This window comes from Pseudomonas sp. ACM7 (assembly GCF_004136015.1).
Lineage (GTDB): Bacteria > Pseudomonadota > Gammaproteobacteria > Pseudomonadales > Pseudomonadaceae > Aquipseudomonas > Aquipseudomonas frigoris.
On the sequence record NZ_CP024866.1, the window covers coordinates 1,487,379 to 1,511,376 of the forward strand.

19 protein-coding genes and 1 pseudogene are annotated in these 23,998 nt (G+C 55.8%); 18 read left to right on the plus strand and 2 right to left on the minus strand.

The window, feature by feature from the left end; all coding sequences use genetic code 11:
* From CUN63_RS31900 to CUN63_RS32075, 13 genes and pseudogenes are all read left to right on the plus strand, one after another.
* Window positions 1-192, plus strand: a 192-nt coding sequence (locus CUN63_RS31900) for a hypothetical protein (RefSeq protein ID WP_218570145.1), incomplete at its 5' end; no start/stop codon positions are given.
* A 259-nt stretch (window positions 193-451) separates the two neighbouring features.
* Window positions 452-967: an Hcp family type VI secretion system effector gene (locus CUN63_RS07065; RefSeq protein WP_010455578.1), complete on the plus strand. Its 516-nt coding sequence runs from the start codon at window positions 452-454 to the stop codon at window positions 965-967.
* A gap of 131 nt (window positions 968-1,098) precedes the next feature.
* Window positions 1,099-3,141: a type VI secretion system tip protein VgrG gene (tssI, locus tag CUN63_RS07070; protein ID WP_129438211.1), complete on the plus strand. Its 2,043-nt coding sequence runs from the start codon at window positions 1,099-1,101 to the stop codon at window positions 3,139-3,141.
* Window positions 3,134-4,033 (plus strand): DUF4123 domain-containing protein, encoded by a 900-nt coding sequence (locus CUN63_RS07075; protein WP_129438213.1) that lies wholly within the window; start codon window positions 3,134-3,136, stop codon window positions 4,031-4,033. The genes tssI and CUN63_RS07075 overlap by 8 nt, the downstream gene beginning before the upstream one ends.
* Complete coding sequence (locus CUN63_RS07080; RefSeq protein ID WP_129438215.1) at window positions 4,030-7,392, plus strand: toxin VasX; 3,363 nt, start codon at window positions 4,030-4,032, stop codon at window positions 7,390-7,392. Before CUN63_RS07075 ends, CUN63_RS07080 begins: the two co-directional genes overlap by 4 nt.
* Window positions 7,392-8,489, plus strand: a complete 1,098-nt coding sequence (locus tag CUN63_RS07085) for a DUF6708 domain-containing protein (RefSeq protein ID WP_371928214.1) — start codon at window positions 7,392-7,394, stop codon at window positions 8,487-8,489. The genes CUN63_RS07080 and CUN63_RS07085 overlap by 1 nt, the downstream gene beginning before the upstream one ends.
* 61 nt (window positions 8,490-8,550) lie before the next feature.
* Window positions 8,551-10,278 (plus strand): annotated as a pseudogene (locus CUN63_RS07090) (polymorphic toxin type 46 domain-containing protein); the annotation flags it as partial.
* A 59-nt stretch (window positions 10,279-10,337) separates the two neighbouring features.
* Complete coding sequence (locus CUN63_RS07095) at window positions 10,338-11,315, plus strand: IS5 family transposase (RefSeq protein ID WP_129438217.1); 978 nt, start codon at window positions 10,338-10,340, stop codon at window positions 11,313-11,315.
* 150 nt (window positions 11,316-11,465) lie between these two features.
* The gene (locus CUN63_RS32670) at window positions 11,466-11,675 is read left to right on the plus strand and encodes a polymorphic toxin type 46 domain-containing protein (protein WP_371928227.1); all 210 of its coding nucleotides are present in this window, start codon (window positions 11,466-11,468) and stop codon (window positions 11,673-11,675) included.
* A 27-nt stretch (window positions 11,676-11,702) separates the two neighbouring features.
* Entirely contained in the window at window positions 11,703-11,975 is a 273-nt protein-coding gene (locus tag CUN63_RS07105) for a hypothetical protein (protein ID WP_129438219.1), read from the plus strand.
* A gap of 710 nt (window positions 11,976-12,685) precedes the next feature.
* Complete coding sequence (locus tag CUN63_RS07115) at window positions 12,686-13,015, plus strand: hypothetical protein (RefSeq protein ID WP_129438223.1); 330 nt, start codon at window positions 12,686-12,688, stop codon at window positions 13,013-13,015.
* A gap of 147 nt (window positions 13,016-13,162) precedes the next feature.
* The gene (locus tag CUN63_RS07120) at window positions 13,163-13,663 is read left to right on the plus strand and encodes a DUF3916 domain-containing protein (protein ID WP_129438225.1); all 501 of its coding nucleotides are present in this window, start codon (window positions 13,163-13,165) and stop codon (window positions 13,661-13,663) included.
* 120 nt (window positions 13,664-13,783) lie between these two features.
* Entirely contained in the window at window positions 13,784-15,106 is a 1,323-nt protein-coding gene (locus tag CUN63_RS32075) for a HEPN domain-containing protein (RefSeq protein WP_256657670.1), read from the plus strand.
* A gap of 266 nt (window positions 15,107-15,372) precedes the next feature.
* Here the strand turns inward: CUN63_RS32075 and CUN63_RS07135 are convergent, their stop codons facing one another.
* Together CUN63_RS07135 and CUN63_RS07140 are read right to left on the minus strand one after the other, a co-directional pair.
* Window positions 15,373-15,870, minus strand: a complete 498-nt coding sequence (locus tag CUN63_RS07135; protein ID WP_129438229.1) for a DUF4411 family protein — start codon at window positions 15,868-15,870, stop codon at window positions 15,373-15,375.
* Window positions 15,867-17,003 carry an ImmA/IrrE family metallo-endopeptidase gene (locus CUN63_RS07140; RefSeq protein WP_129438231.1) on the minus strand — a complete coding sequence of 379 codons (1,137 nt, stop codon included), beginning with the start codon at window positions 17,001-17,003 and terminating at the stop codon, window positions 15,867-15,869. The genes CUN63_RS07135 and CUN63_RS07140 overlap by 4 nt, the downstream gene beginning before the upstream one ends.
* A 655-nt stretch (window positions 17,004-17,658) precedes the next feature.
* Here CUN63_RS07140 and CUN63_RS07145 point away from each other — a divergent pair.
* From CUN63_RS07145 to CUN63_RS07165, 5 genes are all read left to right on the plus strand, one after another.
* Complete coding sequence (locus CUN63_RS07145; protein ID WP_129438233.1) at window positions 17,659-17,970, plus strand: DUF3077 domain-containing protein; 312 nt, start codon at window positions 17,659-17,661, stop codon at window positions 17,968-17,970.
* A gap of 720 nt (window positions 17,971-18,690) precedes the next feature.
* Window positions 18,691-19,167, plus strand: a complete 477-nt coding sequence (locus CUN63_RS07150; RefSeq protein WP_129438235.1) for a formate dehydrogenase subunit gamma — start codon at window positions 18,691-18,693, stop codon at window positions 19,165-19,167.
* Window positions 19,167-20,726: an NADH-quinone oxidoreductase subunit NuoF gene (locus CUN63_RS07155; protein ID WP_129438237.1), complete on the plus strand. Its 1,560-nt coding sequence runs from the start codon at window positions 19,167-19,169 to the stop codon at window positions 20,724-20,726. The genes CUN63_RS07150 and CUN63_RS07155 overlap by 1 nt, the downstream gene beginning before the upstream one ends.
* Window positions 20,723-23,605: a formate dehydrogenase subunit alpha gene (fdhF, locus tag CUN63_RS07160; RefSeq protein ID WP_129438239.1), complete on the plus strand. Its 2,883-nt coding sequence runs from the start codon at window positions 20,723-20,725 to the stop codon at window positions 23,603-23,605. Before CUN63_RS07155 ends, fdhF begins: the two co-directional genes overlap by 4 nt.
* Window positions 23,602-23,823: a formate dehydrogenase subunit delta gene (locus CUN63_RS07165; RefSeq protein WP_095131521.1), complete on the plus strand. Its 222-nt coding sequence runs from the start codon at window positions 23,602-23,604 to the stop codon at window positions 23,821-23,823. The genes fdhF and CUN63_RS07165 overlap by 4 nt, the downstream gene beginning before the upstream one ends.
* Window positions 23,824-23,998 lie beyond the last annotated feature (175 nt).

A 23,998-nucleotide genomic window follows, 5' to 3' on the forward strand; every position in this document is an offset into this window, starting at 1 on the left:
ATTCGCGCGACCTTCCTGCTTATGCCTGTCGGATCTACGTCGCAGCGTCCCGTGCAAGTATTGGGCTTTAGGGAAACACGCCCCTTTACCCCGCTGCGCCGCCTCTATCCGCTTGCTGTTCGTCAAGCCAGCATTTTGCCTCGGGCTTCCTTCAGATTCGCGGTCACCCGCGACACCCTTGCCTCTGGCTAACACTTCCCCTTGCCGGGTGTGTAGAGGACTTTCACCTCCAAGTCACCAGCGAGGCCACCACAGCCAAGCTGGTTGCGCTTGCGCGCAACGCGCCATGCCTGGCGCACTTGTAAAAAACTCGCTGAACGGCGAGCCAGGGCCGGCAGGCCACCGGCGTCTGGGCACTTCACAAAAGCTGGCACGCTCCTTGATAACAGTCAGGCACCCACCGGGCGATACCGCCTCCCGGGCACCCTAACTTTTAGCAAGGAGCACATCCATGGCTACACCAGCGTACATGTCCGTTACTGGCGAGAAACAAGGCCTGATCACTGCCGGCGCATTCACCGCCGACTCCGTTGGCAACACCTACCAGGAAGGTCACGAAGACCAGGTCATGGTTCAGGCTTTCAGCCACGACGTGATTATCCCGCGTGACCCGCAGTCCGGCCAACCGACCGGTCAGCGCGTTCACAAGCCAGTCGTGATCACCAAGGTCTACGACAAGGCTTCGCCACTGCTGCAAGCCGCTCTGACTTCCGGCGAGCGCATGAGCGAGATCGTTATCCAGTGGTACCGCACTTCGGCTCAAGGGACCCAAGAGCATTACTACACCACCAAACTGGAAGACGCGATCATCGTCGCCATCAACAACAAAATGCACAACTGCCAGGATCCGTCGAACTCGCACTTCACTCACCTGGAAGAAGTGCAATTCACCTACCGCAAAATCACCTGGACCCACGAAGTATCCGGTACTTCGGGTTCCGATGACTGGCGTATGCCGGTCGCCTAAGTCAGGCTGACCGTCACAAGCATCGGCCAGCTCTGCTGGTCGATGTTGTTTCCGCCCTTCCAGAATTTCGCGTCCGTTGACCCGGTTTCCGGGTGTCAGCGCATGCCGCAGCACTGCACGAGGAACAAGGGATGTTCGCGCCGGCCAATCAAACTCACTTTGCCCTGACCATCGAAGGTCTTTCCAGCGACTTTCAGGTCCTTTCCCTGCAAGGTCGGGAAGCCATCAGCCAGCCTTTTGTGTTTGAGGTGGAGCTGGTCAGTGAACAGCCGTCCCTGGACCTCGAGACCCTGCTGCACAAACCGGCCTTTTTGCAGCTCTCGCCTGACGGCAGCGGCATCCATGGCCAGATCTATCGCGCCGCCCAGGGTGATTCCGGCAAACGCCTGACCCGCTACGCGGTGACCCTGCGCCCGCAACTGTCCTACCTCGCGCACCGCATCAACCAGCGCATCTTCCAGAACCTCACGGTGCCGAAAATCATCGGCATGGTCCTTGAAGAGCACGGCATCCAAAGCAACGCCTATGAATTCAAAGTCGGGGCGATCTATCCCGAGCGCATCTACTGCGTTCAATACGATGAATCGGACCTGCAATTTGTCCAGCGCCTGTGCGAGGAAGAAGGTATCCACTACCACTTTCAGCACAGCGCCACGGCCCACAAGCTGGTGCTCGGCGATGACCAGACGGTGTTCCCGAAACTCGCACCCGTGGCCTATCAGCAAGACTCCGGCATGGTCGCCAACGACCCGGTGATCAAACGCTTCGACCTGCGCCTGGAAACCCGCACCAGCCGCACCACCCGCCGCGACTACGACTTCGAAAAACCGCGCCTCACCCTCGAAAGCGAAAACCGCGGCGACGCACTGCCCGACCTCGAAGACTACGACTACCCCGGTCGCTTCATCGACCGTGATCGCGGCAAACACCTGGCCAAGCGCAACCTGGAACGCCACCGCGCCGACTTTCAACTGGCCGAAGGCAAAAGCGATCAGCCGTTGCTGGTCAGCGGCCATTTCCTGGCCCTGACCCAACACCCGAAAGCCAAATGGAACGACCTGTGGCTGCTGACCGAAGTCCTGCACGAAGGCAAACAGCCGCAAGTGCTGGAAGAATCGGTGACCAGCGACACCACCAGCCTCAAGGGCGATTTCCACCAGGGTTACCGCAACCGCTTCCAGGCCACGCCATGGGACGTGCCGAACCGCCCGCCGCTGACGCAGAAGAAGCCGCGCATCCTCGGCAGCCAGAGCGCCGTGGTCACCGGCCCAAAGGGTGAAGAGATCCACTGCGACCAATACGGCCGCGTCAAAGTGCAATTCCACTGGGACCGCGAAGGCCAGGCCGACGACAAGACCAGCTGCTGGCTGCGCGTCTCCTCCGCCTGGGCCGGCGCCCACTACGGCGGCATCGCCATCCCGCGGATCGGCATGGAAGTGCTCGTCACCTTCCTCGAAGGCGACCCCGACCAACCGCTGATCAGCGGCTGCCTGTACCACAAGGAAAACGTCGTCCCCTACCCGCTACCGGCGAACAAAACCCGCAGCACCTTCAAAACCCTGAGCTCCAAGGGCGGTGGCGGCTTCAACGAACTGCGCATCGAAGACAAGAAAGGCCAGGAACAAATCTTCCTGCACGCCCAGCGCGACTGGGACGAGAACGTCGAGCACGACCAGAAAATCCGCGTCGGCAACGAACGCCACGACACCGTCGAGCAAAACAGCTACAGCGAATTCAAGGCTGAAGAACATCACACCGTTTATGAAGACCGCAAAGTCGAAGCGCGCGCTAACGACCACCTGACGGTGGGCGTGAATCAGCACATCAAGATCGGCACCGGGCAATTCATCGAAGCCGGGCAAGAGATTCACCTGAGCAGCGGCATGAAAGTCGTGCTTGAAGCTGGAAGTGAATTGACCCTGATCGGTGGCGGCAGCTTCATCAAGATCGATGCGGGCGGCGTGACGATGAGCGGACCGGCGATCAACATCAACTCCGGTGGCGGACCGGGCAGCGGAACGGGGGCGGCGCCGTTGTTGCCGGGGCCGTTGAAGCAGGCGGATGCGGATAAGGCCGGGCAATTGTTGGTGCCCGCACAACGGCAAGCATTGATGCAGAAGAAGCCGATCTGCGCGATTTGCGAGAAGGCCAAACTGGAGGCGCAAAATGCTTAAGTCCGATTGGCCCCTGGAAAATGGGCTGCCTCAAGGATTGCCGTGGAATAGCACGGTCGGTTTGCTGCTGGATGGCGTCAGCGTCGAAAAGCTGCCCCAGCACCTTTATCAATGGTCCGACGACCCGGTGTTCGAGCCCCTCTATCTCGGTACCCAATGGGCGGCATTGGGCGACGTTTCGCCGTGTCTGGTTCAGATAAAAGCGCAGAACAATCCCATCCTGGCAAAGTTTCTGGCTGAGCCTCGCCAGGAATGGGGCTACCTCGTTTTCAGCGATCAACCTTGGGAACACATGATCGATCACTTCCGCTGGCTGACCAGCGTCATGCACCCACAGGGTGAGGAAGTGTTGCTACGCGTCGCTGACCCGGCCGTGGCCCATGCGCTGCTCGACCATGGGGAGAGCATCAAAGATCCTACCCTGTTCGGTCCTTGCTCGCAGATCGTCTCCGCCGACGCGGCGCTGGGCTGCTGGCACATCAACCAGCGACCGGGCAAAGCAGCCGAGCCAAATCACAGCAAACGCTACCGCTTGAGCAACGAACAACTCAGCCAACTGGATGAAGTGAATTTTCGCAGCATCGTCCTGCGACTCGACGCGCACATGCGCGAATACTTTCCGTCCTATCAGTCGCAATCGACGCCATTGCAGCGTTGGGAACACCTGCACGTATTGGCTTCGACCTCGTATGATCGCGGCTTCAACACCGAACTCGACATCACACTTTATGCCAACATTCACGGGTTTCTCGGTGAGCGAGCGCTGGAGGAACATCCCGACCTGGATGCGATACTCAAGACCCCATCGGAACAAACGCCCGCTCAACGACTCGAACGGGTCGCTGATATTGCCCAGGAACGGGCTGGAACCCCGCTAAGGAGCCAAGGATGACAACGCCAACATCGACCGGCAAAAGCCCGAACAACGTTGCAAAAAGCCGGGACGACGGCAAGTGTGCCATGGGCGGCTGCTCGCTGATGAAGGCCAAAATCCAGCTCATCCCACTGCGTTACGGCCTCGTTGAACGGCTCGACCCGTCCAGCGCACTGGCGATGCCTTACAAAACCACTTCCCGCCCATTGGGCATTCGCTTGATCCGCGACGGCTGGCTCTACGTCATCGTCGACAAAAAACCTCAAGCCGTCATGCACGAATACCGAATTCAGAACGGCATCGTGACCCAACTGCTGTGGGAAAAGGGCGAAATCACCGCCAACAAACGCGAAAGCAACGTGGGCGAAGCCGTGCTGGTCTTCCCGCGTTTGAGCAAGCTCTACATCAACTACTCCGAAGTGCAATGGACCGCCGCCAAATGCGCGCAGGTCATCAAGCACAAGTCCGAGCGTGAATACTTCATGCAGGCAGTGGACCTGACCAGGGCTGATCCGGAGAAAGGCGCGGCTAATCTGTTGACGCCAAGTCAGGCGGAAAAGTGGATTGCGGAAGTTGCAGAGCAGCCGAGTAAAGATCCAGCGGCCACGGGTGCCAAGCCTGAGGAGAGCAAAGACTATCTCTGGGAGCAAACACCTCACTTCAAAAAAACTCAGTTGGGCGCGCTCAAAAAGCAAGTACAGGCAGAAAATGAGCGTGACCATCTGTACTTGGTCGTACAGGATGACTTGGGCGTGTTGCGCGATCTCGCTGAGCATCAGGATTTGGTCACTGGCTGGATCAGTGACTGGAGTGACGCTGAGGCCAATCAAAAGAAGTATGTGTTTGGTTGCTACATTGAATCGTTATACACCGTAACCGGCGAAACCATTCTGAATGCCGCCCAAGGCGACCCACGTTTTGCCAAACTCAAGGACGAAACGAGCGAAGAGCAACGGCAATCCATCGTCGACTACGTCAACGTTAAAAATCAAACCCAGTATTCAGGCGCTGGTACGCATCGTGGGGCTATTGCAGCTTCAAAGTCGCGGATGCGTACGAGTCTTGGACCTTTGCATTCCAAGTACGAAGACCTGATCGAGACCATCGAAGACAACGCGGATGAAGCGCTCAATGGCGCAAAAATGGGACAAGAAGGTATCAACGACCTGATTGACCGACCGGCTATGGAAGCCTTTCTTAAACAACAGCGAGCACAATTAAGCCGTTGGAATAAGCGGCTGGATCTGATAACTGAAGATCGAATAAAATTAGTATGCGAAAAACGCTTCTATAAATCTGCTTGGTATTTTGATCCGAAATTTGGAACCCAACTTGAATCGGCTCTTGCTACTGAATACGCGTGCATGAGAGATATATGTCGCACCGACAAGGCTACCGAAGCGATTGCAGACCTAATAGAAAAAGAGCCAGGCTTTACAGTTCCAACCTTCTTTACTGCAAGTTTGACCGATCAGAAGGACCTGTTTGCGAAAATCGGTTCATTAATAAAATCGGCTCGGGATATACCCCTTTCAGCAAAGGACTTCCAAGGACTGCAAAAAATTAGTCGAGAGTTTGTAACGCTCCTGACCCAAGATCTCGCGGCATCAATCAATCTAAGCAACGACGGTATAACTTTCGATCAAGCACGAAACACAGCTTATGAACCTGCCAAACAACTCCGCTTGGCGAATGCTCTAGAAGAAGCTATAGAAGGACTACGCAACGGCCGGGCAATAGACCCATCTAAAGTTCTGCGAAATATTCCCGGTTCAGCATGGATCGACGTACTAAGAACATTTGGCAAAAAAGGAATTACTCTTGAGTTTGCTTCTGCAAGCCAGCTTCATGCGTTCGAAGCTGACATGGCGAAACTCACCGAACTCCGCCAGCAGATGTCCTCGCTCAAAAACAAGATCAGGGAGACATTGGCTAACGAGCGAAAAGGTCGAGCCCCCAAGGGAAGCTATCGATCTTTGGTCGCACAGCGCAAATCTGTTCAGCAATCCGTCGCCCCGTTAGAGAAAAAAATCGCGCCTGCAATGATTGCTGTTGGCGAAGGCCCGAGTAAAGCAAGTATAAAAATTAAAGGCCTAACCAGCGCCCAAGAAGCTGAATTCCACCGAATGGCCGAAGATCATCGCTTAAACACAGGCGACAAGGTAAGAGGACTAGGAAAAGATATATTTCAATCTGCGGGAGGCGACATCTTCGCATCAGCTGTATTTGTCGTGCAATTAATTAGCTTCGTCACTGTTTATTCAGAGTTAAGAAGAAAACCCAGCTGGGATAAAACTGATTACATTGCATTTGGCAATGCGTTCTTCTCTGCAAGCGGAGGAGGCTTTGCGGCTGCACAGGGGATATCAGCCACCACTCTAAACGTAGTCAAAAACAACTATTCAAGTGCAGCCGGCAAAGTTCAGCTAGCCGCGCGCATTGGAAAGCTCACGGGGGGGCTGGGGCTAGCCGCTTACGGGTTCGGTATGGCGGCGGCAGCCACAAGTCTGTATGGGGAAAAAGGCTCTGTCGCTCGTTGGACTGAAGCCTTGAGGTCGGGAGATAGTGCAAAGCTGGCTGGTGCCAGCATGACAATCGCGGGCGACTCTGGACAGTTCGTCGTTAACGGTTGGGCAGTTGCACGGACAGGGCAATATATGTTTGAGGCGGCTTCAAATGTTAGCCAGGCAAGAGCTGTCGCTTGGGTCACAGCTGGTGGCAAACTTCTGAGCGTTGCTGCGAGAGCCAACTTAATAGGGTTAGGCTTGACGGTGTTGCAGCTAGGTGGCGAGTGGATTTACAACCGAAATAATAAAACGAAGCTTGATAACTGGCTTCAGCAGGGCGCGTGGGGAAAGAAGAACCAAAATCGCGAATTCCAAGAAGATCGCATGCAATTGGCAGAGATCACTTCAACCCCTCAGGTCGGTCTGAAACAAATAAACAACAGACCTATTGCAGTGATTAGCATTCCAAATATAACGATTCGAGAGCTGGATGATGTTGGATTTGGCCTTACCGCATATTGGTCAAGCAATCTCCAGCGCAATGACTGGGAGCCTTGGACTGAACCTTTGCTATATCAACTCAATTTACTGAGCCCACCAGACGCGCCACTCCAACTGGGGTTAGAAATTTTTGCACATGAGGCCAACGCCCAGCACGGTCTTGCCATAAAGTTGCGATACCATCCACTCCCCGGAGCCCAAAAATACCAGGAAATAATGTTTGAAACCAAGACACTTAACGTTGGAAGCGGGAAGGAATTCTCAACAACCGGGTTTCTCAGCGCACGAAATACAACCGCTCAAGCAATCATTGTGACCACCGACACGCTGACTGTGCTCGAATCATCAAAACAAGCCGGGCAAACCTAATGTCTTCAATAAATGAGCAATCCAGCGACGATCTCAATCTCAAAAAAATGCGGCCCGTGGCTGGTGAGAAGCGTAAATTCGCGACAGGTGAAGCATTATTCCTCTCCCCGCTTCCGATACCAACGGGCAACGCCCCCATGGATTTGGGCGGAAGCTTTGTTGAGGTGAATGACACATTCCTCGACGTAGGCAGTAGTAATTTCGGCAAGGCTTTCCAAGCGAGGGCAATGATTGGACTCGGGATGATGTTTATTTTTTCATGCCTGATTATTCTGCCTTTGCTTGCAGGATCTACTACCTGGGGAAACCCATTTTCCGAGTCCTTTTGGGACAGAACAGCAGGCATGTTCCATTTCGGTGTGACCTTTAGTATTTGGGGAGGAGGAATAGCTGCGCTCCTGGGTACTTACGTTATCTTGAGCACTACCAGAGCGAAGTCGCGCACCCGTCCTATTAGATTCAACCGCCAACGTCGTGAAGTCTGTTTCTTTCCCGAAGGTTCTGACCTCCCCGTCATTCAACCATGGGAAGAGACAGTATCTTGGCTTTCAATCAGTACAGGTGTTACCGGAGTAGGAGTAACAAGCGCCTATACATTTGGTATGGCGTTCGACGATTCCAAAGCTGACGTAGTGCATTTTGTGAGACAAGGCGTGATGACTCCTGCTCATGCCTTGGGTAAGTGGGAAGCCATACGGATCTATATGGAAAAAGGTCCAGAGTTCTGCCCTGGCAAAGCACCCTACGAGGGTCGCCACACCTTCGATAAAGAACGACAAGACATGCACGAGGAATACCAGCACAACGAACGTTCCGCTTTAGGAGTTGGTTGGTGGTACCTGACACATCTGATCACTTGGTGGCGTTTTCCGTACTGGGTAGCGGAATGGGACCATCGTTTCAGCATGAAATCTCTACCTGAATCCATTGCTGAGTGGTCCAAACCGTTACTCTCTGAACAATGGGTCAAACCAAGCGCCGCTCTGAAAGAGCAAAGCTCGAAAATCGAAAAAGCCTTTGCTCAAGGACAGGATTTCATGGCGTACTTTAACGCCAACCTAAACGAAACCAAGGCAGAAGAATCAACAAATAGCTGAGCACTGTGAAGCCCAAGAATCAGATGGGACGCCGCCAACCGCCTCGCACAAATCACCCTGTCTGATCCAGCAGGAAACCGGCTTCGACGGTCGCCGCACCGCCTACGAGTACGACCTCAACGGCCAACTGCTGAAGAAAACCGAATTCGGCGATGACGGCAGCGAACTGGTTACCGAGTACCAGCGCGACGCCGCGGGCCGCCTGCTGGTAAAGACCCTGGCCGATGGCGAAGAAATTCACTACAGCTACGATGCATTGGGTCGCTTGGTAAACGTCGACGACGGCCACTGGCCTCTCGCCTACGAATATGACCTGCAAGACCGCCTGATCACCGAACACCAGGGCTGGGGCACCACGCGTTACGAGTACGACAAACTCGGCCAACTGAGCCACTGCCGCCTCCCCGACGGCAGCAGGCTCGACTACCGCCACCAATCCGGTGGTCGCCTGAGCAGCATCGACCTCAACGGCTCGCGCCTGACGACTCACCAGTTCAGCGCCGGCCGCGAACAGCAACGTCAACAGGGCTTGCTGCTCAGCCAATACCAGTACGACGAACAAGGCCGACTGCAAGCCCACACGGTGGGTCAGCAAGATCGCAACCTGTTCCAGCGGCGCTACGCCTACGATGCCAATGGCAACCTCGCCGGCATCGACGACAGCCGCAAAGGCAATCGCAGCTACCATTACGACCCGCTCGACCGACTGATCAACGTCCGTGGCACCACACCGGAAAGCTTCGCTCACGACCCGGCGGGTAACCTCTTGGGTCAAGGCGACCAACCAACGGCAAGCCTGGCCAACGTCAAAGGCAACCGCCTGCTGATGCAGGGCGACCGCCACTACGACTACGACGCCTACGACAACCTGGCGCGGGAACGTCGAGGAACCGGACAAAAACTCGTCACGGAGTACCGTTACGACTGCCAGCACCGCTTGATCGGCGTCAGCCTCCCCGGCGGCAGCCATGCAACCTACAAATACGACGCCTTTGGCCGCCGCATCGCCAAAACCGTAGATGGCCACACCACGGAATTCCTGTGGCAAGGCGAGCGTCTCATCGCCGAAAGCGCCAACAACCGCTATCGCAGCTACATCTATGAACCGGGCACCTTCCGCCCGTTGGCCATGCTCGATGGCGAAGGCCCGCTCAAAGCGGAACCGTTCTACTACCAACTCGACCACCTCGGCACCCCGCAGGAACTCACCGACTACAGCGGCCAGATCATGTGGTCGGCGAAATACCGCGCCTACGGCAACCTTGCCACCCTCGACGTTGCGGAAATTGATAACCCGTTGCGTTTCCAGGGGCAGTACTTCGACGCCGAATCGGGCTTACATTACAACCGGCATCGCTACTAAAATCCGGGCACTGGGCGGTATCTGACGCCGGATCCGATCAAGCTTGCGGGTGGGTTGAACAACTACCAGTACGTGCCTAACCCGACGGGGTGGGTGGATCCGTTGGGGTTGAGCTGCGTTCCGAGTAACTGCCCAGATGACAGACGAGCTGAGCTGAATCAAAAATACGGCCGGACAGGGGATATCAATAACGATATCAATGCCCGCGGAAGAAAAGAGACCGCTACGGAGTTTTACCGAACACAAGGCTTTGAAGAGACAAGCATTCCAGGGCATTTAAACGGCATAGATTTTAATCAACCGGTAAATGTAGAAACGTTAAACCGAGGAAAAACCGTTTATCAATTCCAATCACCGGGTGCTCCACAAGGCAACTACTACTCTCTGAACCCTGCTACAACCCCATCAGAGCTAGGAAAACTCTGAAGAAGACTTCCAAATCTGGTGAAATACCCGCCTGACACGAACACGACGGTTGAGTCCCGATGAAACAGATGTCCTTCGCCGATGCCGAGTACGCCGGCAAACGTAAGCAGACCCGCCGCGAGCGCTTCCTGATCGAGATGGATCAGGTCGTGCCCTGGAAGGGCTTGGTTACTTTGATCGAGCCGCATTATCCAAAGGGCGAAGGGGGCCGTCCGGCGTATCCGTTGATGGCCATGTTGCGCGTTCATTTGATGCAGAACTGGTTCGGCTACAGCGATCCGGCGATGGAAGAATCACTATATGAAACGACGATTCTGCGCCAGTTCGCGGGCTTGAATCTGGATCGGATTCCCGATGAAACCACGATCCTCAACTTCCGTCGCTTGTTGGAAAAACATGAGTTGGCAGGCGGGATTTTGCAGGTCATCAATGGCTATCTGGGCGACCGTGGCCTGCTGTTGCGTCACGGCACGGTGGTCGATGCGACGATCATTCACGCGCCGAGTTCGACCAAGAACAAGGACAGTAAACGCGATCCCGAAATGCACCAAACCAAGAAAGGGAATCAGTATTTTTTTGGTATGAAAGCGCACATCGGCGTCGATGCCGAATCCGGCTTGGTGCATAGCCTGGTGGGCACGGCGGCCAATGTGGCGGACGTGACGCAGGTCGATCAGTTGCTGCACGGTGACGAAACTTACGTGTGTGGCGACGCCGGTTACACCGGCGTGGACAAACGTCCCGAGCATCAGGATCGCAAGATGATCTGGTCGATTGCCGCCCGACCAAGCAGCTATAAAAAGCACGCAAAAAAGAGTCTGATCGGGCGCATGCGACGCAAGATCGAATACGCGAAAGCGCAGGTGCGGGCCAAGGTTGAGCATTCGTTTCGCGTGATCAAGCGCCAGTTTGGTTATACGAAAGTGCGCTTTCGTGGCTTGTCGAAAAACATCGCTCAACAGACAACCTTGTTCGCTTTGTCGAATCTGTGGATGGTGCGAAAACGGTTGATGGGGATGGGCGAGGTGCGTCTGTAATGCAGGCTGATCGCCCTGAAACAGCGCGATCAGAGGAAAGAACCATGAATTAAGGGCAAGAAAGGTCTGATTTTCGACCGACTTATGATTTTTGAGCCTCAAGTAGCGAGGGCATGAAAAATCAGTGGGTACTTCAGACCTTCCCTAGGAATTGGTCCACTCGGAGATAATCGTGCAGCAGGGACAGTCGAACTAAAACTGCAAGGTATTTATCGAACAACCGAAAAAACGCCCGTATTGAAATCGACAGCCAAACAGATAGATGATACTTGGTCTGTGAAAGGTGTGACACAACCGTCGTCAGGGGGTGGTACTCAAGTCTTTAGCAGCGCTAAAGGAAACTTCGAAAAAATCCCGTAAACTGTAATAACATTTAGGAGGCCACAAATGAAACAATCCGATCTATATGACATGGCAAGTCGTTGTGGCTTTACGGTAACAGTATTTTCGGATCACCCCGATTTTTTCTCATCTTGGTCTTTGAGTTTCAAAAAAAATGAACAAAAATACATGATCGAACATGAAGGCAGAGACAACTGGTTAATATTTTACAAAGAAAACGAACCGAATAAATTCAAAGAGATAGAAAAAAAAATATCTCACGCAATGAACGACAATGCAAAACTGAAGCAGTGTGAGTCTTGGCTTTTAAGTGTTTAACAAACAAAAAGTTAGCCACAAAACAAAAGGGGATAGCCGTGCCTGAGTTCAGGCGATCTGAAAATCCGACTTTTTCAACAGAATCGGCCGATTGCTGCATGTCGCCAGGTACTTTTCGACCCATAGCGCATGTCATTACGAGGGCGAGGGATGACCGCTAGAGGTGATGCAGCTTGTCGTGATCTCAGTCAACACCGAGCAGGTTGTCTATGATTACTGAACAGAAACTCAAACCACCTTTGAGGTTGAGGACATAGGTCATGATTTCCATCCTTGAACTTCGCCACATCATTGAGTGCGGTTTTCTGCCTCTTTCTTGCGTCTGCACGGCATTTTTTGGCAGACCAGGGAGTCTATCCGTAACCAGTTTCTTGTAGATATTACTCACAGCTCATCGGAAATTGGATGGAGAAATCCGATCAAGCTTCCATCCACACCAGTCCTTATTGGAGGCAGGTAGGGTGTACACTTCACGGTACAACGTGGAAGTGTACACATGCAAAAAACTATGTTAATTATACAGTTATGCTATTATTCGAGTCTCCCTCGGGCACCAAAATTAAGAAAGGTCTTGCTTAGCAAGGCCTTTTTTTTCGTCTGTAGAAAAGCCAACCCCGCCCGCCCTGTAGGAGCTGCCGAAGGCTGCGATCTTTTGATCTTGCTCTTCCACGCCGCCCACACCGGCGGAACATTTCACAAGGATTCCCCCCATGGAATTGCTGCTGGAAACCGTCGCCCTCTTCTCCCTCAAACTCGCTTACGAGACGGAAGATTCAAGTCCGATTCTGCGGGATGATCCGATCATGAGTGATTATGAGCGGGAGGTGTTTGGGTTGCTGGTGCGCAGGGGGAATGTCGAGGGGATTCAGTTTCGAGTGGCGCACTGTGTAAGTTTGGCTCTGGACGCTATAGGCGGGGCTGATACGCCGCTAGGGCGAGAACTGCAACGATTGTCAGCTGATTTCAGCAATGCGCGGACAATGGAGCAGCTTAATGCGCCGCTCATTGCGCTTAAGGATTACCTGAAAGATATTCAGTGAATGATCGGGTTAGGACAGGTTTGACCCCCCTTTTACACCGACTGGTACTGGGTAGGGCTTTGGCTGATATGGAAATAAATCTGTCCAGATTTCACTGCGCCAGCAGACAACAACGAAAGACTTTTTCGGCATCACAAGGACGTATCAATGCGGCAAATCGCCTTCAGCAACAAGCCACTCAGAGGTATTCCCCGCCGCCTTCGCGCTCTGGAACGCTGGGCCTCCAGTTTTCGCGACGAGTTTCACCCGCGATCTGGGCACAATGAGTGCTACACACATTGGAAGATCCCGGTGCACGCGGCCTTGGTTCAAGGCCCTCAAGCCAGGATCGAAGTTCAGGCCTTCTGCATTCAGCAACTGCTCGAAGCCGCTAGTCACCTGTCCAACGCTGCTGACCACTCACAGGGTTACTACCGCGTCGCTTGCCTGCTGGTATGGCCATGGGTTCATCAGAGCGAAGTCACCCTCTTTTATGACCGGGACTATTATCTGGGTTTTCTCGGTGAAACTAACGCTCTCATGCCAGAGCGGATCAGTCATGCTCTTGCGTTGCACACACCAGCGAATTTCATCGAGCACGGGCATGACGTAACTCAACCTGACGATGAGGTCGCAGTTAAGTGGTGGTGCATCGGGGAACCGGCCTGACGGCTTTGGCGAGCAGGCTCGCTCCCACAGGGATTGCGGTGAGCTGACAGGCATCGCTTGGCCCGAGTGCACGAATAATAAATCTGTTCCCTTTTCCGCCCTACCATTGCACGACCACTAATGAACTTGCAGGCCGTATTCATGGAGATGCATTCGAAGACACGCAGAACGGCTGATAGCGACCTTGCCACTTTGTTCCGGACAAAGGAACTGATGCCTGCGCCCAAAACGATCAAAGAGCTCGGGCTGATGGAGAGGCTGTACCGAGAGATTAAAACCCCCAGCGGCTGTCTGATCTACCTGTCCGAAAAAGCGAATGCGAGCTTTCTGCGCTTAGTGGAAACGGTAGAAGCATATCTACCAAGTCGCGACCTCGTATCATCCGACGACATTTATCAGGCATGCAAAATCGAATTGGGCCGTCTGCACGAACAAGAGGCTCCGCTAAAAGATATCGTCACCTTTCTCGCGTCGGTGGAGGCGGCAATGAAGAGCGAAATCATTACGCACAGGTTTTACACGACACTCGATGGTTTGAGCCTCAGCGGTGTCGATCAGATGAAAATCGGTAGGCTGACTGTGCAAAGGCCTAACTTGGCAATACTTGAGAATTGTGTCGCTAACGAAGCGATGGTGAGCGGCACTTGGGCACGAATGAAACAGAGCCTGTGGATCTCTGGTGAAATTACGGGAAGTAGGAAATACGCAGAGCGACGTTTTTTCGAAGATGTAAAGGCAGCATGCGGTTTACTTGCAGTCTCGCTGACAACCGCATTAGAGAGAGGCGGCTACGCCGTACGATTGACACCCAGCATGCCAGGTCGAGTCAGGCCAAGCTCGGCGACGTGGTTTTCAATTGAAACATCCTCTAATGAGCTATGCACCAGCGCATCTATGACAGGATTTCAATCCATCACTCTCAACGATGACCTTGTCGAGGGATTACAGGCATCTGAATGGTTCGGTGAATTAACTCGAATTATTCAAGAAGGGAGTAATGATGATGCAGAACACGCGATACGACGTGCTATTTATTGGTTCTTCGATGCCCAGGCAGACACATCACCAGAGATGCAATTGGTGAAGTTTTGGAGCTGTATTGAGTGTTTCCTTTCCTTCGAAAATGAGGGGAAAACCACGACCAAAAACAAGCGCGGGCTGACCGCACTACTGACGTTTGGAGGCTACGGGTTTGCTAGCTTAGACACTTGGAGGGACCTTGAGAGAGAGATCGACGCACTTTACGAATTACGCTCCAGTGCAGTGCATGACGCAAGGCATAGTCACGTATCGGATCGTGACATCACCACAGTCAGCAAATGGGCCGCTTGGGCAATCCTAGAAGTCGCTGGACTAATCTCTAATGGCTACGAGACCAGGGCTCAGATCAAAGAACAAACAGATCGCCTGTCTGCAATGCTTCAAAAGCAGAGTACTCGGTAGGCGACTGCCCAATTCACCTTGTGTGATTTAGGAAAGTACCCAATGTGCGGTAGTAGTTCAGAAAAATGGCACGCATTTATTTTTTGTTTCTTCGGCACGTTAAAAGCAACCATGGAAAGAAGAGTCAAATATTTTCATATCAAACAAGCATTGATTCAGGCAAATAAATCCACCCCCTTTTCCGTCCAAAATTGGACGGAAAAATATATCCGTCGCATATCCCCTCGCAGCTAACAAAATCGTGTCGAATTTCAGCCCGATGTCATTTAAGCAAACAACACAAACCTGGCTTCAAGTCTGTGCAGTAACTCAAACGTATTCAAAAACGGAACGTTAAGCTGTTCACAAATATTAGGGATGATGAATTTACGTTTAGCGTCGCGATTCAGCACTTCGTGAGTCACTAAAGTCGCACCTGTCGTCATAGCCTTTGCAATCAACCAAGGGTCTGCCCCCGCTAAGAACTCTTCCATGGCGCCAATCTTCATTCTCGGTGCCTGATCCGCCACAAGCCCCACCACCTGCGCGAATGCTTCTTGCGTGGCGTCATCAGTAGTGACGTGAAAAAACGCAGCGTTCTCCTTCGCCCATTGAGCTAATTCGTCATTCCCTTTCGTTAGCTCATCCATCACAGGTCCAATGCTGGCTAAAGCCAATGCTTCATTCTTCAGCAATAACCATTGCCAAAAACCAGGACAGATTTTCATGCCGTAGTAACGGTTCTTTGCTTCGATCAGCGTGTTAGCGTCTAGTAAATGATTCATTCCGTAATCTTGCTGGCGAGAGTCCTTAACTTGGCAGGTTGCACGCCGAGCAAATGTCCCGCATCGCGCAGCAGCATCCGGCCACTCATTGCTTCAGTCAGCACCGCCTTGCTTAGGCGAGGGCTGTTTTTCGCGGTGGAGTTGCGGTAGTAGTCACCAGCTCCACCTTCTTTATCCTGAAAAGCCTTGAGGATTATTCGATAGTAAGCGCTGTACTGGGCCTGGTTTATATATCCAAGATCCAATGCGCGGCGACCGATCGCCAATTTACTGATATGAAACCGCGTCGCCAGCGGAGCTAGATTGTCTTCCCAGTTAACATCGGCGTTCCACAGGGCGCGGAATTGGGCTTCGGGAGCAAGAAACTCACCTGCTACTGCATTGCAGAATCGTTCCTCGTCTCGACCATTCGCTGTGTTCCCGTCAGACACTCCGCTGCTACCAATCCAGATATGGGCCAGTTCGTGGAGCAAAGTAAACAGCCGGGCAGTGGGGGCGTCGGAACTGTTGACGAATACAACGGGTACGTAGGCATTACTGATGGCAAACCCCCGAAACTCGCTAACTTCAAGTTTTCGATGAGTATTCCCTAGAGCAATGCCACTGCGCATAACCAAAATGCCAGCCGCTTCTGCAGCCTCGATCAAGGCACGGCTGTATTTGTCGTAATCCAATCGAGCAACGTCAGGATTTACGCCGAGGATCCGGCGGATATCGTCCACCACCTCTGCGACTTGAGATCGGCTATTGAAGCGACCTACAAATACTAACGGCTGATGCTCCTGGTGTTGCAGATACTCCAGATACCAGTCCTGCTTACGTATGGAATCCCTGACAGTGTCCAACAGCTCCAGACTTGGACGTTGAGGAGCAACCCCTCCGACGGTCCGCAGATCAGGTAAAGGCAGTTGCTCGACGGGCGGCTGCTGAAGAAACAGGAAGCCGAAAGGGACGTGAGCGAGACTCGCCCACTTTTGAGCTTGAAGGAATGTTGGCTTGGTCTCGCCAGCCTCCCATTCCTCTACCCGATCAGGTTTCACTGGCAGCTTTTTAGCAACCTGCTCAGTGGAGAGACCCGCACGCTCACGGGACCACGTGAGCAGGCTTGGGTTGACTAAGGCGGCTTGAATCATAGGGTCGCAGGCAAATCAGATGGGACCGGCAAACGTTCGAGGGCATGCTTGACAGATGCATTCGAATGACGCTGGATCCGGTTATCTGGCATTGCCTTTCTCCTTGGCTATTTAAAGTCTGGTGGCAGGGGCTACAGATTAGTCGAGAAGCAGCGCTACCGACGGTAGAAGCGCGCGATTATGGGGTAATTCCGCAACCACCCGAAGCGCAAATTTGTAACCCACAGTCAGATGGTATTGACCTGTTTCAATGCGTTTCATGACACAGGTGCGACTCGCCCCAAAGGTTGCAGGAACTAGATCTCCACGATACCCTCCCACCGTCGCTGCCAATTCAGCGACCGGGTGTGAGAGCCCGAAACATCAAGGCGCAAAGCGCCCAAAAACCTATCGCGGCGTTTTTTTTCGTCTGCGATATGGCTTTATGGCGGCTGTGCGTGGGAGACCTTCGGGTCTACCGGTTGCCTTGATTGCCGGTTTCTCACCCCGCGCACGGCTGTCACCCAAGCCCGTGAGAAGGCTCGTGGCAGCTCCTCAAATCAAGGATGTTGACCATGACTAGAACGAATCCGTACAAAATTTGGCGTTTCCCTCTACACAATTCCCAATCGCGTAACGCCCTTCCCCGCTGCCTATCCGTTATCGGAGGTGGCAAATGACCGAACAACCCGAACTCAAAACCATCGGCCTAACCCCCGCCATCTACTGCGCGGATCAAGCCCTATTCCATGTCACCCGCGGCGTCCCCCTCGGCGACGCGTTATCAATGGCTTCTGATTTTCTGTTCCTAGCCAAGAAGCTGACCGAAGATGCTGCCTACGCCACAGACACCGACCGTCACTCCTGGGCCGCGCATTATTTGACGGCGATGAGTAAGGCGGTGGTGGATGATGCGGTGAAGGTGCTGAATCGGGATCGGGATAATGAGATGGCGTCTAAGCGGGCGGGGGCGAAGGCTGAAGCTTAGTGTTTGAGGCCTGTGGGGGGTGGGTGGCTTGCGATAGTGGCAGCTGATTCAGCATTTTTGTTGGCTGGGCTGGCGCTATCGCGAGCAGGCTCGCTCCCACAGGGATTGCAGTGAGCTGACAGGCATTATTTGGCCCGACTAGGGGGCTGGGTTGTCATTGCGGTGCATCTTCAGCATTGATGGTGGCTGGGCTGGCGCTATCGCGAGCAAGCTCGCTCCCACAGGGGGTTTTGTGGGGTGATTGGGATTTTGGATTTGGCCCCGCGGTTTTTTCGGGGCTTTTTACTATTCGGCTCGGGGGAAATGGCTTTCGGTTTACAGCGGGATAGATCAACGCATCTGCTCCCTGAATTGCCCACGGATCTGATGCTGTTTCTCACCTGTAATGCTTGCTATACATCAACCATCGACAGGCCCTCAGGGCATTAGGCCGGTGAGTGAACGCCCGCACCCCACTCATCTAGACTTAATGGATAGTCGTAGGCAGAACCGAACACGTCGCTTTGGTGCAGTTCAATCAATAGCAGCGTGGCAAGCTGCCCTTTATGCCCAGTAGAGGTGCGGCAAAGACCGCGCCGGGCACAACAAGATGCCCGCTCAGGGTGCCCTGGCCGACGGCCTGAAATTGCCACGATTCCGTGACGTGGTGTGAGTGCCGCAGCCGACACTTTCGGACGACCGACAACCCTCTGGTTTGTCCGTGACCGTGAGGAATGCTGAATGCCTGATGAGATGTTGCAATTGCCTATGGTCAACAGTGTGCTGGAGCGCCACAAGGGCTCTGCGGGCGCACTGTTGCCGATTCTTCATGAGATTCAGGAGGGCATCGGTTACATCCCCGATGCCGCCATCCCCGAGATTGCCCACGCGCTAAACCTGAGTCAGGCCGAGGTTCGCGGGGTGATCAGTTTTTACCATGACTTCCGTACCGCGCCTCCGGCCCGGCATATCCTGCGTCTGTGCCGGGCCGAGTCCTGCAAGAGCCGCGGCGCCGAGGAGCTTGCGGCGCAGTTGCGCGAACGTCTGCAACTGGACGATCACGGCAGTAGCGCCGACGGCAGCATCAGTTTGCGCCCGGTGTATTGCCTCGGTGCTTGCGCCTGTTCGCCGGCTCTGGAGCTTGATGGCAGGGTGCATGCGCGGCTGAGCGCTGAGTGTCTGGATGCTTTGCTCGACGCTTGCCGGGAGGACGCATAATGTCGGCTTTCTATGTGCCCGGTGATTCGCTGGCCCGTGCCGTCGGTGCCGAAGAAGTTGTGATAGCCCTTATCACCCATGCTCGGGGACGCATTGTGCCCCTGGAGGTGAATCGCACCAGCTCGCGCGGCCTGTACTGGCTGGAACCGCTGCTGGAAGTGGACAGCCCGCAAGGCCGTATCGGCTTCGGCCCGCTGACCGCTGCCGATGTGCCGTCCGTGCTCGAAGCCCTGCGTGGCGATCCGTCTGCTCATCCGCTGGCCTTGGGGTTGGTGGAGGAATTGCCTTATCTGAAGACGCAACAACGCCTGCTGTTTGCCCGCGCCGGCATCACCCGGCCGCTTTACCTCGACGATTACCGGGATCACGGCGGTTTCGAGGGTTTGAAAAGGGCCGTCACCATCGGTGGCGAACAGACCGCGACTGAGGTGTTCGATTCGGGCCTGCGTGGCCGTGGCGGCGCGGCCTTCCCCGCCGGGATCAAATGGCGCACGGTGCGAGCCACTCAAGCGGCGCAGAAATACATTGTGTGCAACGCCGACGAAGGCGACTCCGGCACCTTTGCTGACCGCATGCTGATGGAAGGCGACCCGTTCCTGCTGATCGAAGGAATGGCGATTGCCGGTCTGTGTGTTGGGGCGACGTATGGCTACATCTATGTGCGCTCGGAATACCCGGCTGCCGTGGCGACACTGCGTGCGGCACTGGACATCGCCCGGGCCGCCGGTTACCTCGGCGCCAATGTCGGCGGCAGCGGCCAGGCCTTCGATATGGAAGTGCGGGTCGGTGCCGGCGCTTACATCTGCGGTGAGGAAACCGCGCTGCTGGACTCGCTCGAAGGCAAGCGCGGGATCGTCCGCGCCAAGCCACCGATCCCCGCCTTGAAGGGTTTGTTTGGTCTGCCGACTCTGGTGCACAACGTGCTGACCCTGGCCTCGGTGCCGCTGATTCTGGCCAAGGGTGCGCAGTTCTATCGCGATTACGGCATGGGCCGCTCACTGGGCACCATGCCCTTCCAACTGGCGGGCAATATTCGTCACGGCGGTCTGGTGGAGCGGGCTTTTGGCCTGACCCTGCGGGAACTGGTGGAAGACTACGGCGGTGGCACCGCGAGTGGCCGGCCGCTGAAAGCCGCTCAGGTTGGCGGCCCGCTCGGTGCCTGGGTGCCACCGTCGCAATTCGACACGCCGCTGGATTACGAAGCCTTCGCGGGCATCGGCGCGATGCTCGGTCACGGCGGTGTGGTAGTGGCTGACGACAGCCTGGACATGGCCCACATGGCGCGCTTCGCCATGCAGTTCTGCGCCGAGGAATCCTGTGGCAAATGCACCCCGTGCCGCATCGGCTCGACCCGGGGCGTGGAGGTGATCGACCGCCTGCTGGCCGCGCCTGACCAGAGCGGTCGCGATGAGCAGGTGATCATCCTCAAGGACCTGTGCGACACCCTGCAATACGGTTCGCTGTGCGCGTTGGGCGGCATGGTCTCCTTTCCGGTAGCCAGCGCCCTCAAGCACTTCCCCGCCGACTTCGGTCTGCAATCTTCGGAGGCCGACCAATGATCACTCTCTTCGACCCGAACACCGATATCGATCTGGGCACCCCGGCCCGCGACAGCGACGTGCAGGTGACGCTGAACATCGACGGGCGCAGCATCAGCGTGCCCGAAGGCACCTCGGTGATGCGCGCCGCCGCGCTGATGGGCACTACGATTCCGAAACTGTGCGCCACCGATAGCCTGGAAGCCTTCGGCTCCTGCCGCATGTGCCTGGTGGAGATCGATGGCATGCGCGGTTATCCGGCGTCCTGCACCACGCCGGTCACAGAAGGCATGAGCGTACACACCCAGACGCCGAAACTCGCGACCCTGCGCCGCAATGTCATGGAACTGTACATCTCCGATCACCCGCTGGATTGCCTGACCTGCTCCGCGAACGGCAATTGCGAGCTGCAAACCGTGGCCGGCCAGGTCGGCCTGCGGGAGGTGCGTTACGGCTATGAAGGCGACAACCATCTGGCCGACGTGAAGGACACTTCCAATCCCTACTTCGACTACGACCCGAGCAAGTGCATCGTCTGCAACCGCTGCGTGCGCGCCTGCGAAGAAACCCAGGGCACCTTTGCCCTGACCATTACCGGGCGCGGTTTCGAATCCCGGGTCGCGGCCGCCGGTGGCGAGAATTTCCTCGATTCGGAATGCGTGTCCTGCGGCGCCTGTGTGCAAGCCTGCCCGACCGCGACCTTGATGGAAAAAAGCGTGGTCGAACTGGGTCAGCCCGAACGCAGCGTGATCACCACTTGCGCCTATTGCGGCGTGGGCTGCTCGTTCCGCGCCGAGATGAAAGGCGACCAGCTGGTGCGCATGGTTCCCGACAAGAACGGCCAGGCCAACCACGGCCATTCCTGCGTCAAAGGGCGCTTTGCCTGGGGCTACGCCACCCACCCGGATCGCATCACCAAGCCGATGATCCGCAAACACATCAACGACCCTTGGCAGGAAGTCAGCTGGGATGAAGCGGTGACCTACGCCGCCAGCGAATTCCGTCGGCTGCAGCAAAAATACGGCCGCGACTCCATTGGTGGCATCACCTCCAGCCGTTGCACCAACGAAGAAACCTACCTGGTGCAAAAACTGGTGCGCGCCGCGTTCGGCAACAACAACGTCGACACCTGTGCGCGGGTTTGCCACTCGCCGACCGGCTATGGCCTGAAACAAACCCTTGGCGAGTCCGCCGGCACCCAGAGTTTCGACTCGGTGATGCAGGCCGACGTGATCCTGGTGATGGGCGCCAACCCGAGCGACGCCCACCCGGTGTTCGCCTCCCAGCTCAAACGTCGCCTGCGTGAAGGCGCGCGGCTGATTGTCATCGATCCGCGACGCATTGACCTGGTGGACTCGGTGCATGCCCGCGCCGAACTGCACCTGGCCCTGCGCCCGGGCACCAACGTCGCCATGCTCAACGCCCTGGCCCACGTCATCGTCACCGAAGGCCTGTTGAACCAAGCCTTTATCGACGCCCGTTGCGAGGATAACGAATTCGCCCACTGGCGCGAGTTCGTCAGCCGCGCGGAAAACTCGCCGGAAGTCCTTGGCGCCATCTGCGGCGTAGAACCCGCCGACATCCGCGCCGCCGCCCGTTTGTATGCCACGGGAGGCAACGCGGCGATCTACTACGGCCTGGGCGTCACCGAACACAGCCAGGGCAGCACCGCGGTCATGGGCATCGCCAACCTGGCCATGGCCACCGGCAACATCGGCCGCGAAGGCGTGGGCGTGAACCCGCTGCGTGGTCAGAACAACGTTCAGGGCTCCTGCGACATGGGTTCTTTCCCCCACGAGCTGCCCGGCTACCGACACATCTCCAACGAGGTGGTACGGACGCAGTTCGAACAGGCCTGGAATGTCACCCTGCAACCCGACCCGGGCCTGCGCATCCCCAACATGTTCGAAGCCGCCCTCAGCGGCAGCTTCAAGGGCCTGTATTGCCAGGGCGAGGACATCGCCCAGAGCGACCCGAATACCCAACACGTCACCGCAGCCCTGTCCGCCATGGAATGCATCGTGGTGCAGGACATTTTCCTCAACGAAACCGCCAAGTTCGCCCACGTGTTCCTGCCGGGCTGCTCGTTCCTGGAAAAAGACGGCACCTTCACCAACGCCGAGCGACGCATCTCCCGGGTGCGCAAAGTCATGGAGCCTCTGGGCGGCAAGGCCGACTGGGAAGGCACCGTGGCCCTGGCCAACGCTCTGGGCTACCCGATGAACTACAAGCACCCGTCGGAAATCATGGATGAAATCGCCAGCCTGACGCCGACCTTCACCAACGTCAGCTACACCGAACTGGACCGCCACGGCAGCCTGCAATGGCCGTGCAACGCCGCGGCACCGGACGGCACGCCGACCATGCACATCGAGGAATTCGTGCGCGGCAAGGGGCGTTTCATGCTCACCGGCTACGTGCCTACCGAGGAGAAGGTCAACAATCGCTATCCACTTCTGCTGACTACCGGGCGCATCCTCAGCCAGTACAACGTCGGCGCCCAGACACGGCGTACCGACAACGTCGCCTGGCACGACGAAGATCGCCTGGAAATCCACCCGACCGACGCCGAGAGCCGTGGCATCAACGAAGGTGACTGGGTCGGCATCGGCAGCCGCGCCGGCCAGACCGTACTGCGTGCGCGGGTCACCGAACGGGTCGCGCCGGGCGTGGTGTACACCACGTTCCACTTCCCTGAATCGGGGGCCAACGTCATCACCACCGACAACTCCGACTGGGCCACCAACTGTCCGGAGTACAAGGTCACCGCCGTGGAAGTCAGCCGCGTTTACCACCCTTCCGAGTGGCAAAAACGCTATCAGGAGTTCAGCGACAACCAGCACCGTCTGCTCAACGAACGCCGTCAGGCGCGTGGCACTAAAGCCGAGGTACGCCGATGAGCACTGAAAATCTGATCAAAATGGCCAACCAGATCGCCCAGTACTTCGCCAGCCAACCGGATCAGCAACAGGCCGTGCTCGGCGTGCGTAATCACCTGCAGATGTATTGGACGCCAGGCATGCGCAAGGAATTGCTGGCCTGGCAGACGGAGCATCAGGGGGCAGACTTGCACCCACTGGCGCAGGCTGCGGTCAGTGGGGCGGGCTGGGAGGCTTAGGTTCACACGATCCCTTGGAATTGCCCCTTGGGCGAAGGGGCTAATGCCGGTCAGTTAAGGGGGTAAACACCGCAACCTGTGGGAGCGAGCTTGCTCCGGGCGGCGTTCCGACGATAGCGGCAGTTCAGTCTGCATTGATGTTGAATGTAGCGCCGCCATCGCGAGCAAGCTCGCT

Bases quoted from the DNA above. Each gene is read 5' to 3' on its own strand.
- CUN63_RS07065 (WP_010455578.1), top strand. From the start codon at position 452: ATGGCTACACCAGCGTACATGTCCGTTACTGGCGAGAAACAAGGCCTG.
- tssI (WP_129438211.1), top strand. From the start codon at position 1,099: ATGTTCGCGCCGGCCAATCAAACTCACTTTGCCCTGACCATCGAAGGT.
- CUN63_RS07075 (WP_129438213.1), top strand. From the start codon at position 3,134: ATGCTTAAGTCCGATTGGCCCCTGGAAAATGGGCTGCCTCAAGGATTG.
- CUN63_RS07080 (WP_129438215.1), top strand. From the start codon at position 4,030: ATGACAACGCCAACATCGACCGGCAAAAGCCCGAACAACGTTGCAAAA.
- CUN63_RS07085 (WP_371928214.1), top strand. From the start codon at position 7,392: ATGTCTTCAATAAATGAGCAATCCAGCGACGATCTCAATCTCAAAAAA.
- CUN63_RS07095 (WP_129438217.1), top strand. From the start codon at position 10,338: ATGAAACAGATGTCCTTCGCCGATGCCGAGTACGCCGGCAAACGTAAG.
- CUN63_RS07105 (WP_129438219.1), top strand. From the start codon at position 11,703: ATGAAACAATCCGATCTATATGACATGGCAAGTCGTTGTGGCTTTACG.
- CUN63_RS07115 (WP_129438223.1), top strand. From the start codon at position 12,686: ATGGAATTGCTGCTGGAAACCGTCGCCCTCTTCTCCCTCAAACTCGCT.
- CUN63_RS07120 (WP_129438225.1), top strand. From the start codon at position 13,163: ATGCGGCAAATCGCCTTCAGCAACAAGCCACTCAGAGGTATTCCCCGC.
- CUN63_RS32075 (WP_256657670.1), top strand. From the start codon at position 13,784: ATGAACTTGCAGGCCGTATTCATGGAGATGCATTCGAAGACACGCAGA.
- CUN63_RS07135 (WP_129438229.1), bottom strand. From the start codon at position 15,870: ATGAATCATTTACTAGACGCTAACACGCTGATCGAAGCAAAGAACCGT.
- CUN63_RS07140 (WP_129438231.1), bottom strand. From the start codon at position 17,003: ATGATTCAAGCCGCCTTAGTCAACCCAAGCCTGCTCACGTGGTCCCGT.
- CUN63_RS07145 (WP_129438233.1), top strand. From the start codon at position 17,659: ATGACCGAACAACCCGAACTCAAAACCATCGGCCTAACCCCCGCCATC.
- CUN63_RS07150 (WP_129438235.1), top strand. From the start codon at position 18,691: ATGCCTGATGAGATGTTGCAATTGCCTATGGTCAACAGTGTGCTGGAG.
- CUN63_RS07155 (WP_129438237.1), top strand. From the start codon at position 19,167: ATGTCGGCTTTCTATGTGCCCGGTGATTCGCTGGCCCGTGCCGTCGGT.
- fdhF (WP_129438239.1), top strand. From the start codon at position 20,723: ATGATCACTCTCTTCGACCCGAACACCGATATCGATCTGGGCACCCCG.
- CUN63_RS07165 (WP_095131521.1), top strand. From the start codon at position 23,602: ATGAGCACTGAAAATCTGATCAAAATGGCCAACCAGATCGCCCAGTAC.